The organism is Thermogymnomonas acidicola (genome assembly GCF_014646795.1).
Lineage (GTDB): Archaea > Thermoplasmatota > Thermoplasmata > Thermoplasmatales > Thermoplasmataceae > Thermogymnomonas > Thermogymnomonas acidicola.
Window position 1 is genome coordinate 123,002 of sequence record NZ_BMNY01000002.1, and the last position, 15,927, is coordinate 138,928.

14 protein-coding genes and 1 tRNA gene are annotated in these 15,927 nt (G+C 56.2%); 6 read left to right on the plus strand and 9 right to left on the minus strand.

The genetic code is table 11. The annotated features are described in order from the left end of the window. Positions 1–67 precede the first annotated feature (67 nt). Positions 68–967, minus strand: coding sequence for an AsnC family transcriptional regulator (locus IEW66_RS06565; protein ID WP_188681447.1), 900 nt, complete (start codon positions 965–967; stop codon positions 68–70). Positions 968–1,138: 171 nt separating this feature from the next. Between IEW66_RS06565 and IEW66_RS06570 the strand changes: the two genes are divergently transcribed. Next, a complete protein-coding gene (locus IEW66_RS06570) occupies positions 1,139–1,576 on the plus strand; it encodes a hypothetical protein (RefSeq protein WP_188681448.1) in 438 nt (145 codons plus the stop codon). A 31-nt stretch (positions 1,577–1,607) separates the two neighbouring features. Here the strand turns inward: IEW66_RS06570 and IEW66_RS06575 are convergent, their stop codons facing one another. From IEW66_RS06575 to IEW66_RS06590, 4 genes are all read right to left on the minus strand, one after another. After that, positions 1,608–2,897, minus strand: coding sequence for a radical SAM protein (locus IEW66_RS06575; protein WP_188681449.1), 1,290 nt, complete (start codon positions 2,895–2,897; stop codon positions 1,608–1,610). A 603-nt stretch (positions 2,898–3,500) separates the two neighbouring features. Further along, entirely contained in the window at positions 3,501–4,868 is a 1,368-nt protein-coding gene (locus IEW66_RS06580) for an aldehyde dehydrogenase family protein (RefSeq protein ID WP_229657539.1), read from the minus strand. Between the two features lie 408 nt (positions 4,869–5,276). Beyond that, entirely contained in the window at positions 5,277–6,572 is a 1,296-nt protein-coding gene (locus IEW66_RS06585; RefSeq protein WP_188681450.1) for a hydroxyacid-oxoacid transhydrogenase, read from the minus strand. A 5-nt stretch (positions 6,573–6,577) separates the two neighbouring features. Further along, entirely contained in the window at positions 6,578–7,393 is an 816-nt protein-coding gene (locus IEW66_RS06590; protein WP_188681451.1) for an N-acyl homoserine lactonase family protein, read from the minus strand. 739 nt (positions 7,394–8,132) lie between these two features. Between IEW66_RS06590 and IEW66_RS06595 the strand changes: the two genes are divergently transcribed. The 4 genes from IEW66_RS06595 (at position 8,133) to IEW66_RS06610 (ending at position 10,948) form a co-directional block, all read left to right on the plus strand. After that, entirely contained in the window at positions 8,133–9,308 is a 1,176-nt protein-coding gene (locus IEW66_RS06595) for an NAD(P)/FAD-dependent oxidoreductase (protein ID WP_188681452.1), read from the plus strand. Beyond that, positions 9,305–9,781 carry a hypothetical protein gene (locus IEW66_RS06600; protein WP_188681453.1) on the plus strand — a complete coding sequence of 159 codons (477 nt, stop codon included), beginning with the start codon at positions 9,305–9,307 and terminating at the stop codon, positions 9,779–9,781. Before IEW66_RS06595 ends, IEW66_RS06600 begins: the two co-directional genes overlap by 4 nt. Before the next feature lie 332 nt (positions 9,782–10,113). Continuing rightward, positions 10,114–10,335: a hypothetical protein gene (locus IEW66_RS06605; RefSeq protein ID WP_188681454.1), complete on the plus strand. Its 222-nt coding sequence runs from the start codon at positions 10,114–10,116 to the stop codon at positions 10,333–10,335. A gap of 106 nt (positions 10,336–10,441) precedes the next feature. Continuing rightward, the gene (locus tag IEW66_RS06610; RefSeq protein WP_188681455.1) at positions 10,442–10,948 is read left to right on the plus strand and encodes a hypothetical protein; all 507 of its coding nucleotides are present in this window, start codon (positions 10,442–10,444) and stop codon (positions 10,946–10,948) included. A 994-nt stretch (positions 10,949–11,942) separates the two neighbouring features. On the opposite strand, the gene IEW66_RS06615 is transcribed toward IEW66_RS06610, so the two are convergent. The 3 genes from IEW66_RS06615 to IEW66_RS06625 form a co-directional block, all read right to left on the minus strand. Continuing rightward, positions 11,943–12,031, minus strand: a tRNA-Met gene (locus tag IEW66_RS06615). A gap of 44 nt (positions 12,032–12,075) precedes the next feature. Then, on the minus strand, positions 12,076–12,999 hold the full coding sequence (locus IEW66_RS06620; protein WP_188681456.1) for a hypothetical protein: 924 nt from the start codon (positions 12,997–12,999) through the stop codon (positions 12,076–12,078). 58 nt (positions 13,000–13,057) lie between these two features. Continuing rightward, positions 13,058–13,786, minus strand: coding sequence for an enoyl-CoA hydratase/isomerase family protein (locus tag IEW66_RS06625; protein WP_188681457.1), 729 nt, complete (start codon positions 13,784–13,786; stop codon positions 13,058–13,060). 44 nt (positions 13,787–13,830) lie between these two features. On the opposite strand from IEW66_RS06625, the gene IEW66_RS06630 reads away from it, so the two are divergent. After that, positions 13,831–14,361: a hypothetical protein gene (locus tag IEW66_RS06630; protein ID WP_188681458.1), complete on the plus strand. Its 531-nt coding sequence runs from the start codon at positions 13,831–13,833 to the stop codon at positions 14,359–14,361. Here IEW66_RS06630 and IEW66_RS06635 read toward each other — a convergent pair. After that, positions 14,358–15,629: an aminotransferase class V-fold PLP-dependent enzyme gene (locus tag IEW66_RS06635; RefSeq protein WP_188681459.1), complete on the minus strand. Its 1,272-nt coding sequence runs from the start codon at positions 15,627–15,629 to the stop codon at positions 14,358–14,360. The two genes, IEW66_RS06630 and IEW66_RS06635, sit on opposite strands and share 4 nt — an antisense overlap. Positions 15,630–15,927: the final 298 nt, after the last annotated feature.

Consider the following 15,927-nt stretch of genomic DNA (forward strand, 5'->3'; position numbering starts at 1 on the left):
CTACCGCTGCTGTCTGGTGCGCATGGACAACTGCCTCTGGGGCAGTGAAAGTGTGGATCGCAGGACATCAGCGGACGGATGCCATGCCCCACTCCAGTACTCTTTCCCTGATCCATGCGGTAACATTCTTTACAGCAAAGATGCCGCCTCTAGGCACCAGCGTGCTGAGACCTTTCACCAGTCCGGTGTCCTTGATCCTGTTCTTATTCGCCTCCACCTCATCCAGGCTGTCCGCATACCCCATGAACACGTAGCAAGGGGGATCGACCATGTGCCAGATGGCCTGCAGGCCCATGCCCTGAAGCGTGCTGGTGGCACGCAGATCACCCGGGTACACCAGGAGTGCATAGAATATGCCGCCCTGTGACCTTGTAAAGTCAGGTATGAAGATGGTGCAGAGCTGGTTGCTCGAGAGCATTCTGGCCTTGTGTTTACCCACTGTCTTGCCCGAGAGGCCTGTGAGCCTGGAGACCTCCTTTAACGGTACCCTGGGATCCCTGCATATGTGCTCTAGGATCCTGAGGTCAACCCTTGAAAGGTAAGAGCCGCTGAGGTCCGGTGGCATCAGGGAGAGCGGGGTCCGGCGTGCGACTGCTTCCACGCTAAGCACCTCTGACAATCGCTCCACGCTGCTCCTTTCCTCCTCCTTCTGGCGGAAGAACAGCGTCACGGTCATGTCACCGTCATAGTCCAGCCAGGCAAATGCCACACCGCTGATGTCTGCTATCTCTCTCAGCCTCCTGGAAGGTTCCTGGATACCCCTGAATACAAATGTCCCCGGGTACATATGGAAGTTCAGGGGTGAGGGAAGCAGGTGAAGGCCCCTGATGAAGCCGGACCTGAACATCCCCAGGACCCTTCTCCTCGCGGAGACCCCTGACAGTCCGACCCTCGAGCCGATCACTTCATATGGCGCAGTTGGGTCCCTGATGAGTTCGGTGACGATCCTGTAGTCCAGAAGATCCACTCCTGGAGTAGTTTCATAGGTCATATAAAGGGTTATATTTCAAAACACCCAGCTAACGCAGCTTCTAATCCATAGTCATTTTCCTGGCCACGGGTGAGGATGACGCGGACAGTGGGTGGGCAGGGAAATGGGGCACCGGTACTGGCCCGAGACCACGTGTTGGTCCTGAGGATGAGGGGTATCACTATAGCACTCCTGGTCTTACTGGTCGCCCAGTTCTGGCTGGGCATGTCCATTAACCTAGAGGTTAGCCTTCCGGTAATGCACCTCGGCGCCATCGGATCTCTCGTTTACTACGGTGGGCACTTCAGGTTCGTGCTGGCGCACATCGTCAATGGGTCTGCCATACTCGCACTGTCGTTGGCCCTGCTGGGTTCCGCCCTGAAGACCCGCTCAGCTGCACTGAAGGCATCATCTGCCATAACGGTGGCCTCCGTCACTGGCGCCATCACCAACGGCGTCCTCTTCCTCATGTCGGGGCAGTTCTTTGGCTTCTCTATTGGCATGGCCATGAGTGCAGTGAGCGTCCTCCTGTCATGCGCTGCCATCCTGTACTATGTAGGCCTGCACATGGGACTAGCGGAACCGAACATAGGCCAGGGAAATTGATAGTTTGGCCCACAGGACCCTCAAGCTGGACTCAGGCGTCCATGAAGGCACTCGCTGGCACCTTTGACACCCCTGCACCGGCCTCGCCCAGGCCCGCGGGCCAGGGCATGCTATACTCACGCTTCAACTCTTTGTACCTTATGTAGAGCTCCGGATAGTACTCAAGTGGCGGTATGCTCACACCGTTCCTGCCGAACCATGACAGTGGCTCCAGGCCCCAGGTATCGAACTTTGGCACGATCTCATTCTGCATCAGTATTTCTATGCCCTCCGCGGTGGACCTGACAGCCTCCTCGACATTCCTGAACCCGTGCGGGAATGCCTGCGAATAGGCCATCTCTATGCCGGCCACAAAGTTGGGGCTCACGTTTCCCGTGCCGAATAGCCTGGCAGCCTCGGCAGTCCTCCTGATCCATTCATCCCTCCCTATGTTCTCTTCTTTGCCTGGGCATATGAGGGAGAAGAGGCGCCTGTCCCAGACCTCGATGTTCGGGTGGTAGTAGTCCACCCCTGTCTCATAGAACCTCTCCAGGGCATGTGGTTCAAGGGCCTGTGTGTTCAGCCTTGATGGAAGTTTCCTGGAGAGGCTTTCCTCGGCCCTCTGGATGTAGCGTAAGTAGAACTCCCACTCCCTCCTGGAATCCAGGATCGCCCCGCCCGTTATGAGGTACCTCTTAACCCCCTGGTCCCTGGAGGCCATTTCCAGAGACTCGGCCACGATGTCCTCAGGCACTATGGCGCCCAGCCCCTTCCTGAGGTGGCCCCATGACCTGAAGTTTTCGTTGATGTCGCAGAACAGGCACTGCTTTCCGCGGTTCCAGTACTCGCATATCCTGAATGCAGTTACGTCTGCGGTCTCTCCCCAGTATATGGCTGGGGCCACTTCCTCCACGCGCATTCCGTCCCTGAGCTCCTGCCCGTAGTATGCAGGCCTTGGAACAAAGGAAACATCGGCCACCGGAACGCCGTCGAGGAGGAGGACTCTCTTTCCGTCCAGGACATCAACGCTGTAGGGCGAGTCCTTAGAGTGCCTGCTCTGTATGATTGTCCTCCTGAGCCCGTATGAGCCACCCTGTATGCATATCTCCTGCGGTATCATCGCCGGCCTCTCCCTAACCACCTCGGGCCTGTCCGAGTCGAACGTGAAGAGGTAGTAGGCCTTCTCCTGGTAGGCCCCTTTGAGTGATCTCTCGGAGAAGTTGAGGCCGTGGAGCAGTATGTCATCCTTGATTATGGCCTCCCTGGAGACCTCTCCTGAGTACCTGTCGAACGTTGCCTCTATCCTTTCCCTTTTTCCGATAATTTTACCATTCTGTTCCATCACTTCATGTCATGAGGACAGTCAATAAAAGACTTATTCTATGTGAAATCATGTTTGAACACATGTTCGGAACACATGTTCGACTGTAAAGGGGATTGAAACCTCCATTCACAACAATATGTTCTTCCAGATGCACACGGAAATGGTGGGGGGTTGAATTAGACAGAAAGTTTGAACCCTACCGGCACCCAGCATGAAAGGGATCGCCACCTTTCACCCCAATGGTGGGCATTTGAAGGAAGCCCATGGCTAAGCCGCACTGCTTTCCATGCAGGCCTATGGATAGAGAATGATATGCCAGTGCATCGATCACTGTTTCAAGCCCGTGGGTGCGGTTTTCCACGGCTCGGTGCTTTGCCATGGAGAGGATTGTCTGCCTCCACGCGCGCTACCATATTCCTGTACCGGTTGCCTGGCCTTAGGAATGAGTGTGTGTCCGTTGGCCCGGAAACAGGGCAGTATTATCGTCTACGGCGCAGGTGTGTTCCGGGGTCGTGAAGGGAAATGCCCATACAACCTACCCACCTGGCCCATCGGTACCAGGTGGTGCCTGTGCTGTTTCCAGGCGAGGTGAAGTTGGGCTCATAAGAGCAATGGCGTTTGTCAGTGGTCCACCCACGCGCTCTTTATGTTGGTGAACTCAAGGAAGCCATACCTTGAAAGCTCACGACCGAAGCCGCTCTTCTTCACCCCTCCGAATGGCATCCTGGGGTCTGACGCGACGATCCTGTTCACGAAAACCATGCCTGCCTCTATCCTCGGTATAAGGTTCTCGGCTTCCTCGGGGTCTCCCCATATGGACGCCCCCAGTCCAAAGGGCGTGTCGTTGGCGAGCCTGACGGCATCGTCCAGCGTATCGAACCTCTGGAGCAGGGCCACCGGCCCGAATACCTCCTGTTCGTACCTCACACCCTCTGGCACGGACACTATGGTGGGTGGCACGATCTGCTCGAACCTGCTCTCGGCCGCGATAACCTTCCCTCCGAGGCCCCTGAGCTCTTCCACCTGCCTCCTGACCGTTTCCGTCTGCTCCCTTGATGAAAGCGGGCCAAGGTAAGTGCTCTCCTCCATGGGGTCCCCCTGCACAACCCTGGAGAACTCCTCTTCCAGAGCCTCCCTGAATTCCTCGTATATGCTGCCCTGGACCAGGAACCTCTTGGAGGCAATGCAGCTCTGACCGTTGTTCTGCAGCCTTGCCAGGGCAGCCTGCTTCGCCGTCTCCCTGATGTCAGCAGAACCGAGGACTATGAACGGGTCCGAGCCGCCCAGTTCCAGGACACACTTCTTTATGTGCTTCCCGGCTTCCTCCGCCACCCTGGCGCCCACTGATGTTGACCCGGTGAATGTCACACCGTCAACGTGCGGGATATAGCGGAGGGCATCGCTACCCCTCAGGAGTAGGGTGCTGAACGCTTCGCTGTCAAAGACTTCCTGGATCATGAGGGCAGTCCCGGTGGTTATCGAGGCATGCTTGAGCACCACACCGTTGCCGGCTGATATGGCAGGAACCGCAGCCCTCATGACCTGCCATACAGGGAAGTTCCAGGGCATTATGGCCATGACAACGCCTATGGGATCGAACCTCACATAGCTCTTCCGGGCCTCAGTCATCACAGGCTCCGGTGCGTAGAATCTCTCAATGTTCTCCACTGCATAGTCCACGAGCCTTATGCACTTCTCGACCTCGGCGATGCTCTGCTTGATTGGCTTCCCCATCTCCATCGTGATGGTCCTGGCCAGTTCCCCCTTCATCCTCTCAAGGTTCCGCTTAACCGTATCCCTCAGGTACTGTTTCCTCTGGTCGATATCGCCTCTGAACTCCTCAGAGGCCTTCCTGGCAAGCCTGATTTTCCTCAGGACTTCCTCATCGCTGTCCTCCCTGTACTGGGACAGCTCCTGCTGCCTGAATGGGTCAAAGGTCTTTATCACCGATACCACCACCTCCCCATCCGGAATGGGAAGTGCATTCATCTGATTGGAAATCTGTATTATAGTTTTTCATTCTCCAGATTGGCGCAACACTATATCACCATGTTGCAGTTCCTTGTATAGAGTTAAATTCTAAACCTGAAATAACAAATATAATACATCAAGTACATCTGAAAATATATTGTCACAGTATGGCTGATTGAACTCATCCCACAGTCATGGCAGCCATCTTTGTATGCCGTGGCCGGGGAGGTGGGGAACCTTGGCGAGGAGATGGCCATTACATGAGCCGGGACCACCATCTCGGCGGAGCCTGGGCAGATAAGGCCGAGCGGGATTGGATGCCTACAGAGTCTGCTTCCAGGCAGCCCCCACAGGTCATGCCTGCCAGGTCACATGGGATCATGGAGACCCGACGACGCCACCCCTGGCAGACCGCGGACAACCCGTTTACACCATCTCCCCAAAGAGCCTTTCCAGGTCCCTTCTCCCGACCCTCTTGGGAGATAGGCTGAGGAGTCGCTGCTGTGCAAGCGTACCATCCACAAGGCCAGGCACGTCAGAACTCCTGAAACCGAGGTCCCCAAGTTTGGTCGGTATCCCGAGGTCTTCGAGCAAGTGCACGTAGTACTCAAAGAGTGCGTCCGATAGTTCCTTAGAGCCCATTTCCCTGTGCCCAATGCCGAGGATCTCCGCCACCTCGCCGAACCTCTCATGCGAAGATGGCGCAAGGTACCTGAAGGTGTAGGAAGCAGGGATTGCCGTGCTGATGCCGTGCGGGCTTATCGGGTAACCGAAGTCATAGTCCTCAGGGTGCCATTCCCTGACCATTCCCGCTATCGGGTATGCCATGGCATGGGGCACATGCACACCCGCGTGACCGAAGCCAATGCCCGCTATGCTGGCCCCGAGCATCATGTAATAGCGTGCTTCAATATCAAGAGGGTCTGCAACAGCCCTCCTCAAGTACCTGTGAACCCACATTATCGCCTGCCTTGCGAAGATATCAGAGATGGGAGTGGCCCCGGAGTAGACAGGTCTCTCATCCGGCGAATGGGGCTTCTCCCTGGCAGTGTATGGGTGGGACGTGAACGATTCGATGGCGTGGTTGAGCACATCCAGGCCAGACGATGCCGTGACCATCGGGGGAAGGGAGAGTGTTGTGAGTGGGTCGACCACCGCAACCGTGGGCCTCATGTGCTGGTTGCTTATCCCTGTCTTGACACGCATGCTGTGGATGTCGAAGATCGTAACATTCGTGTTCTCGCTCCCTGTCCCGGCAGTTGTGGGAACCGCTATCATGGGCTTCAGTGGACCTGGTGGAGACAGGCCCCTGCCTATGGGCCTGTTAACGTAGTCCATAATGTCCCTGGGGTAGGTGTAGAGGAGGTTCAGGATCTTCGCTGTGTCTATTGTTGACCCGCCCCCGAGGGCTATGAACCCATCGAGCCTCATGCCCTTTATGGCCTGGTATGCCCTGATCAGTTCCGCGTCCTCAGGTTCCACCCTGACATCCGTGCTCACGTGAACTTCCAGACCACCGTTCTCGAGGGAAGACCTCGTCTCCTCATACAGCTTCGTTTCGGCAATCTTCTTTCCAACCACCATCAGGACACTCTTCATACCGAGGCGGCTGGCCTCGTGGGCAATCTCCTTCGCCGAGCCTATCCCGAACTTAACCCTGGGTATGTTTATAACGAATACGCTGTCGTTCGCTTCAGTGCTGGCCAGAAAGCTCGCTTCCATGCCGGTCACTCCAGGAACTTCGGTGCCCTCGGGTACTTGGACCAGAACTCCGGGTCGTGGCTGATGACGATCCTGGCCTTCCTCGCCCTTTCCATGACCTTCAGCTTCCTTATGTAGGAGTGCCACTCGTCTGCATCTGAAAGGAGCCAGCCCTTCGCCTCGATCTCGTACTCCCTGGGCAGGTGCATGTAGTCGCCTGTGAATGTGTAGAAGTTACCGTTTCTGGTCTCCACGTGCATGACCTGGTGTCCAGCGGTGTGGCCTCCGGTGAACTCAACGGCTACCCCGTCCACGATCTCGAAGTAATTATCACTGATCGGCGTTAGGTTGGGCCCACGCAGGGGCATGAGGTCTGACATGTCGTACGCGCCACCCTTCCCCTGCCAAAGCATGGAGAGTGCGGACTGCAGCTCCCTCTTCTGCACTATCACAGGGACTTTCTCATCCATGAAAGGCCTGACCTGGCCCGCGTGGTCAAGGTGCAGGTGCGATATCACAACGAAGCTCACATCACCCGGGGCCAGGTCTATGGCCCTGAGCTGCTTCTCTATGCTGTTTTCGCCCGAGATCTTCGTTATTGGGAACGCCTCCATCAACCCCTTCTCATGGGTCTCCATGGCATCGAGCGCTATGCCGGTATCGAAGAGAATGTTGCCGTCAGGGTGTTCCACGAGTGCCGCTGTCACCGGGATCTCGATCCAGTCCCTCTTCGGGTCCCTGTTGCTGTATGTCATTGCTCCCCCAGCCGCACCGGGAAGGAACCACCCGCAGTCGCCCCCCAGCCAGCCAAGGTCTAGGAGATGTATCCTCGAGGCCTTCATATCAGAGAAATAATTCTCTGCGTATTTCAATATTTTTCACAGGATGCAGTGCACCACACCTCATTGTATTCACATGGATCGGGAACCCCGGTACACTGACACTCGTAGCCACCAGGTCATTTCCCCACCCCATGTTGGTCGGAGCTGTGAGCCCTAATAGGCCCCAGACCACTGGGATTCTCAAATCCCACACTTCTCCTCGTGATGGTAGGGGCTTACCCTGGGGCCAACCATTCAGCCCGACGCACAGGTCTTGCCGTGTGGCTGGTTCTGCATTGCCAAGGGCCACTCAGGGTATGCCCAACGGAGTGGACACCAGGGTTGCGGGTCCCGGATCCTCTGGCATGGCAGCCTGTGCATTTCACCATAGGGGTGTGGGGAAGCCGCTTTCAAGTTGACAATGCCCCGCACAGCCTGGATGGGGTGGAATTTCATGGCATGGGATCGGTGAGTATGCACGACCCTGTATACCACTCCCCGTATGCCTCCACTGGCAGAAGGTGATGTCCAGAGACCCACTGCCAGTGGAGGTGTTGCCACGCGTGCCATTAAACCTGCCGCCACGCCCAGAGTGCTGCCTAGCATGCGGAATGGACTTGCTTTCCTTCTGTGCAGTTTTTGTCTGCCAACTTCATCCGACCGACAGCGCACAGGCCACCCTGGCAAGCGCTTCGGGTGAACCGGAAACCATATAGTCCCTGGAGAGCAAGTTTTTTAACATTTACCACTCTGATCTCATATGGGCAAGAGGGTTGTGGTCGTTGGGGCAGGTGCGGGAGGAGGCCTAGCCGCAAGCAGGATCAGGAAGCTCCTGCCAGTTGACAGTGTGGAGGTTATGGTGATAGACAAGTACGGCAGGACGGACTTCCAGCCCTCATACACGCTGGTTGCGCTCGGGAACAGGCAGCCGCACCAGATAAGCACAGGTATAGAGAACTTTGCGAGGACAGGTATCAAGCCGGTGAGGGGTGAGGTGACAGCAGTGGACCCGAAGGAGAGGACCGTTACGGTGTCAGGCCAGAAGATCCAGTACGATGTCCTCGTGCTTTCCCCTGGAGTGAAGTTCGACCCCGCATCGTTCCCTGGTTACGAGAACGCCTACCACTTCTGGGACATGGAGAGCGCCATGAAGCTCAGGGAGAAGGTAGCGGGGTTCAGGTCCGGAAAAATCGTCATCAGCGTGACAACGCAGGTATACAAGTGCCCCCCTGTGCCCTGGGAGATGGCCCTCATGCTAGATGACTACTTCAGGATGAAGGGTATCAGGCGGAACGTGAGCATCACCGTGGCACACTGGGCACCCAGACCCATGGCCATGTTCGGCCCCGTGATATCGGATCCTATGACGGAATGGCTCTCTGAGAGGAACATCGAGGTGGTGAACGGGTTCAGGCTTGCCAGGATCGACGGCGGTTCCAGGAAGCTCATCGGGGAATCTGGAGAGACGGTTGACTATGACCTCGCCATAGTGGCGCCGCCACACAGGCCGCACGACTTCATCTCTCAGAACCCTGACATCGCCTCACCGAACGGGTGGCTTGATTCCAACATAAGGGACTTCAGGACAAGCAAGTTCGACGACATATACGGCATAGGGGATGCAATAGCCCCCTCCATTGGCCTGGGAATGGCCGGGGTGTTCGCACACTTCCAGGCCGATACCGTGGCCTCTCTCGTTGCTGGGGATATCCTTGGTTCCTACAGCCCGGTGCCGTACAACACGGTAGGCCTCTGTGCTGCGGACACGGGGGATGCCGGTTGGATCGCTTACTGCGACTTCAGGAAGAAGCTAACTGTGCCTAACACGCCTTTCCCGGACTGCAGGTCCATGGGGAGGAACCGCCTGATGAAGATGGCCCACGCCATATACGAGAAGTACTTCCTTGCGAACATCTACGGGGGCTGGTACTCATGAATGGAGAAGAAGAGGAAAGGGTAGAGAGGATACTGGAGAAGCTCTCTGAGATCGAGCCTGCGATAAACACCGTCAAGAAGCTGCAGCAGTCCGGGCTGCTCGCGGTGCTCGATGCTATAGCGGAGCAGTCCGATAACATATTCAACTACGCGAGCACGATGGGCATCCTCGATGCAGCCTCGGCAATGGCCAGAATTGCTCCGCTGGTCAGCGATATCATGGGCAACGTAGATGTGGAGGCCCTTGAGGGAAAGCTGCGCAGTGTGCCCTGGAAGACGCTCTTCAGCGCACTCCTTGCACTCCTTGACTTCATAGCCACAGACCTGCCAAAGATCAGGGCCCCGCAGGGAAAGGTCACAACACTGCAGATCCTTTCAGAGATGAGGAGCCCGGGCATGGAATACTTCCTCAGGATAGCAGAGTCCCTGAGCACCAAGGTGATGAAGGAAATGGGCGAGAAAGACTCCAAGTGAGCACACCCCACCCAGTGGAATCTGCTCATTGAGCCTGTTGTGGGTCCGGTGAGTGCTCCGGAGTGCTGAAAGAGTGATATTCAGATGACTGAAGGGGTGGTATAGATGGCCCCCCAGTGCCTTTTTCCCTTGGCCGGGCCCCATTGTGGGAACCTTAAACCGACGGCCCGCCACCCGATTTCTTCCTGGTCCGGCCCTTCTAACGCAGTTCCCGTCCATTGCGAGCTCGCTTAAACTGCCATTACCATCTTTCGGAGGGCGGTCAGAAACCATGGTCAGACAGCAATGGCACTGCAGGTTATCAGGACGAGGAAGGATGGACGGTGACGGAAATGAAGGACGGAAGCTGCATTCTGCATGCGGCCAGCGGGCAGGCCGGCACCAACATGGGAATTTATGTTTTCGATCCTAACCTCTCCAGTTCTGACGATGACATAATCAGGAGTATCAGAGAGTCCATCAAAGGCATTGTCGGTTACAACTATTCGGTGGTAATCATCCCATCAGATATTTACGACCAGATCATTCCTGAGGTTGCAGGGAGAGGGGGTTGAGGCCAAGTTTACAGCATCCAAGGAGATGCTTGCACTCTTGAATGCCATATCGTTTGCATCATCCGATGGCCGAACCTAGACGTTTGGGGATTACTGTCCTTTAGCAGTGTCCATAAAGCCGTTTGAGGAAATGCTCCACGAATCCTGGGAGTGGTTTAATGAAAGGTTCCCGCAACTGGATGTGCCCGATCCGGAAGAGGTGGGTATGGAGCACAGGCGGCTCAAGGCGACTGCCGTAAGGTATTTCTTAGAATCTGTGAAGCTCAAGCCGAACGAAATATACGTGGAGGTATCCTTCAGTAGAATGAAACCCGATGTATATGATGCACACAATAACATAGTATACGATGCCAAGACTTCACGCGGTAGGACACCCAGCGAAGAAATCTACGATCTTACGAAGTATTACGGACTATACCCAAAGGAGATAAGGGCTGTCATGAGGCCCCTGCCGTTGATACTGGACATCGAGAGCGTTGTAAACAGACTGAAGGCACTGCCCAGAATGGGAGTATATGTGCCCATGCTGGATGACGGGTTTAGGCTTGTAGGACTGGACGAACTCTTCAGGATCATGGATGAGAAATACAATGGGTTCTTATCTTACAAATAAACATGTCTATCATTGCTGGAGCCTTACCACTGGGTTGGTAACATTCAGTATAACGTCGTTAAGATTGATTATGCTTAGAGATTGAACCGCGAAGGCCACAATTAGAGACTCCGTTGAAAGATTAACGCAGGAGAACGCCCCGAAAAGTACCGTTCTATTGTCGCTTAGCCAACCGAGGACTGCAACAGGGACGGCCCGCATCAAAGGCCTTTCTGCCCGAGAAGTGCAGCGAGTAGAGAAGTACTTGATTTGGCAGGGCAACGCCAGTGAGTTGACAAAGATAGGAAAGGGAAGGCTGTACCTGTACCCTGACCATTAGGCCTATCCACCTTATTGCTGAGACGGGCACAGGACGGACACGTACCTGGCCATGTTAGAAACGAAAGCCGGGCAGTTACGCAGAAGGATCGATGAATACCTCACAAGAGATCTCGACGGGTGGATTTGCGTCCTTGTTGTCGACCTGATTACCTGGAGGTACGAAACGTCCGATCCCATGCGTTCCCACAAGGAACGGTTGGAACACCTCTTCGTGCTATTCGAGAGGTGCAGGCGATAAGTTTCGCCCCGAGAATTGAGGATCAATCCAAGACACATACAGAACCCTTGGGGATAAAAACGGAGCACTGGAACTAGACATGCCTTTCCAGCCTGACGAAATAGAGTTGAAACTTGCCCCTCTATTCATCATGGAGGCACCGGGCCGGTGTTCTGACGATCAGGAGGGGACTACCAGTTCGATCAAGGATATCGATAGCACCGGGATCAGGAGTGCACTGAAAATCCACGTGACCTCATTGTCTGCAGCACCTTTCCTGACCTAAGGAAGCGCGGGAAAACCATCATGGATTTCCTATCCAGACTTACCGAAAGGAGGTTAGGCCAGGGAAGCGTTGCGGGATCCAAGGCTACCACAAATCATGATGCATGGTATTATATAAAAGCAAACAAATATTAAAAGCAGAATCATAAAAGCAAGGAATTTTCAAACGTATGCCGGGATTGGGGATTGAACCCAAGGCCTCCGGATTTCTCAGAGCGTGTCTTATGAGTCCGGCGCTCTACCAACTGAGCTACCCCGGCAGGCGTGAGGAGTAAAGCTGAGCGTGAATTAAACCTTTCGCAGTTCAGAGGAGGTCCCAGACACCGCTCTCGTACTGCATGTACCTTAGGAGGGTTACCCTGCCCTCCACAGCGCTGCCAGCAACCACCTTCAGGTAGTCATGGGCCTCGCTCTCCGGCAGGAAGACGTTGACCTCGAGTTCGCTGCCAACTGGCCTGATGAAGTGCACGATCCTCATTATGTGCATCTCGTTCGATTGCCTCCTCATTTCCGCCAGGAGCCTGTGCCTGAAGTAGGCGTGGTAAAGGCCGGTGCTGCCGTCGATCTCCTCAAGGCCCTTACCGCCTGAAATGGGCCTGCTGGAATAGAGTATAACCTGGAACCCATCGGCATCGCCGACGCTGCTCTTGGTCTCAGCAAGCAGTTCCACCTCGCCCAGGTTGCCCGTGAGCACCGGTAGCTCATCACCACCAGGGACCCTGTAGCTCACCAGCGTGACCCTGTACTCCTGGTTTATCCTGTCCATTATCCTCGTTATCCCTGGGCTTGGCCCCAGCCAGTCAAGTACCACCTTGTCCTCGCCGGCGAACTTCACAAGCTCCTCGGAGACCAGGTTGATGTGGCTGTGGTGGAACCTGGCGTATATGTTCACATACCCGTTCATGCTGTCGGAACGGTTCATTGCAAAAGACGGCACCTCAAGCAGCTTCTGCACCACAGACATCTGCTCCACGTTGTTTATCCTCTCATCTACCACGTAGGCGTCCCTGGTCTCCCTGCAGTCCATGCGCCTCAGGGCCATTGAGAGCCTGCTGTCCAGGTCCTGTTTCCTCACGTATGTGGACATCCAGAGCTGCCCCGACCTGCTGTATATGAAAACGGGCAGCTTCATCCTCAGCTCTGCCGCCATGCGCATCAGTTCGGTGTCCTGCTTCACCCGGACAACGACCCGCACGTCGAGCGCCCTGTCGATGTCCCTGACTAGCATCTTCTTTCCATGTGCAAGGGATTATAACTTCTTTGCCCCTCTTGCCCTGCGGTTTCCTTCACCTCTCTAGGAAGGCGCGGAAGGCCGCCTTCGCCTCTCCGCTGACGCTGAGCCTAGCCAGCTCCATGACGTTCCTGTGCACTGCATCCTGCAGTCCCATGAACCTTGACCTCGCGCTCCTCCTGCCGGGGGCAGGTGACCCGGAAACCGCGGACACGAAGGAGAGGCACTCTGCCAGCGGGTCGGAGGAGACCGAATCTATGATGCCCAGCCCCTGCGCTTCCTCCACACCAAACTCCCTGCCGGTGAGTATGTACTTCCTGAGCCTCCTGTCCTGCCCGGCGAATATGCAGCCGATGGGTGAGATCAGGCCTATCTTAACCTCCGGGAGTGCGAACCTCGCACCCGGCACTGAGGAGTTGAAGTCGGAGAGCAGGAGCATCTCGCAGCCCCCTCCGTATGCAAGGCCGTTCACTGCACAAGCCACAGCGAGGGGTGTGGAGGCGATCCTCCTGAAGAACGTGGATATCAGGGAGAAGAAGGCTACCGATTTCTCCTCGCTGTCCAGCCCGTACATGGAGGATATGTCGTCCCCGGCGGAGAATGCCCTGCCAGTGCCTGTGAACACCATGCCGGCCAGTCCCCTTTCCTCGGCCCTTGAAACGGCATCAGCCATTGAGGCCCACATCTCACCGTTTAGTGCATTCAGCTTCTCTGGCCTGTTCATCCTCACCACCATCGCCGGGCCCTCTTCCTTGATCTCTATCAGAGGCAGTACAATCACCATGGTGGGATGGTGCACACTTAAATATCAGTTCCCACTGTAACCCTGTGTTCATGTTCTATCCATCCCCAGGGCCAGGACCGGAAGGTGCGAACTGGATTCCCGGGCCACTGGAATACCCAGACATTGACTACGATGCCATATTCTCGCAGGTCAGGAGGCTCGTGAAGTCTGTAATAGGGAAAGAACGCTCAGGCCTGGGCCTGGCCATAGGCGAGTTCGATCCCAGGATCGCCGCCTTCTGGGAGGTCGGTGGGAACTACCTTGTCCTCAACGGTGCCCTGCTGAGGAAGCTCGGTGAAACCGTGAAGGATCGTGGGGAGCTCAGGGACTACGTGCTCGTTGTCCTGATGCATGAATACGTTCACTCTCTCGGTTTCACCGACGAGCTGGCAACGAGGAAGATAACGGAACAGATAATAAGGGAAACCATGGGAGACAGGAGCAGGGCCGCAAGGATCAGTTCACAGGACCTGTGGTCCGTCTACCCACAGCTCATGGAGGCCACACCCGTACATGGAGCGCCTCTGGTCATAGTGCCAAGGTTCAGCACCGAGGACCTGGGCTACATAGCCTAACGGCTCCTGGCAATCTCCTCCGTGGCGTGCAGGAAGGCCTTAACTTCGTCCGGCGAGTTGTAGTGCAGGAACGTTGCCCTCAGGAACGACTGCTTCCCGTAGAAGTCCTGCGCCATGTTCCAGTGGCTACCGCCTATCACCGTCATGGCATGCTTCTTCCAGTAGGTGACCTGCGCCTCGCTGTCCGGTATGCCTGTGAAACTGAATGAGAACGTCGTACCCCTCTCCCTGTACCTCGCCACGTCAGCTATCCCGTAGAGTTCGACACCCTTTATGGACACCAGGCCTTCCTGGTCCTCCAGGCCACCGAGCAACCACTTTGTCATGGTATCCTGGTACCCCTCTATCCTGGCCATCCCTTCCCTTACAGCGTTCCTGTCCACACTGTTCCTGCCGGAGAGCCCGGCTATGTACCTGACGACCTCCGACATGGCCGCGAAGTAAGCCTGGTCCCTGGTGCCAGTCTCGAAAAACGAGTGGTCCCCCCTTGAGGCCTCCCTGTCAACGTGGAATGGGTCGATGAGGGACACTGCATCCTCGCTCATGTAGGCGAATGCGCCCCTGGGCCCGAACATCTTGTATGAGGAGAAGACGAAGAAGTCGCAGCCTATGGCCTGGACATCGCAAAGCGCCTGCGGCATGTAGTGGACCCCGTCGACCAGGAGTATGGCGTCGTTCTCGTGCGCAATCCTCGATGCCGCCTGCAGGTCGCTCTTGTTGCCCAGCAGGTTGCTCTCCGCAGTTACCGCAACTATCCTGGTCCTGTGGTCGGCCATGGAGGCCAGCGAGTCCATGTCGATCGTGCCGTCCTCCCTGTGCAGGGGGACGGCCCTCACCTCTGACACGAAGCCGTCCCTTTTTAGCTGAATGTAGGGTGCGTAGTTGGCGAGGTGCTCCGACATGGTCGTGACTATGTTCGCATCCCTCCCCTTGTGGTTGCGCAGTGCATAGGCGAACCGGAATATCATGGAAGATGCAGACTCACCGCTGAAGACATGCCTGCCAGACGGGGCGTTGAACAGCATCGCTATGTGCTCCCTGCCCTCTGCTATCGTGTTCTCGTTCGCCACGCTCTCATCGTAGCCTCCGTCCGTGTTCGCGCTGAACCTGAGCCTGGCCTCCATCTCCGCCCTTGCCGCCGTGTCCAGGACAAGGCTGCCCGCGCCGTTGTCCAGGAAGGCCCTCTTCCTCCCGGTGAAGTCCCTCTCGGCGTAAGGGAACCTGCTCCTCACTTCCGCCACCGGGAAATCTGTGTCCTGCCTCTGCATGGCATGACATGGCAGATGCTGTATTAATGGGCTCCGGTGCCACATGCCCACCGGGCTCTCGTTCTGGACGCCAGGGGGCCCGCCACCCAGGTGCAAAGCGACCACGTGCAGCTAGGGGATGGGCATCGAAAAAACACCTGCACCAGGGCAGCCCCTGGCCCACCTGAAACCTGGCAACGCTGCGGGAATACCGATTAAATGCATTCAAAAAGGGGCACAGGCCCACAAACAACTCTACCGATTCGCAGTTTCATTAAAGAATACCTGGGGAGGCACCCGGATACCTGCCCCCCCCCCC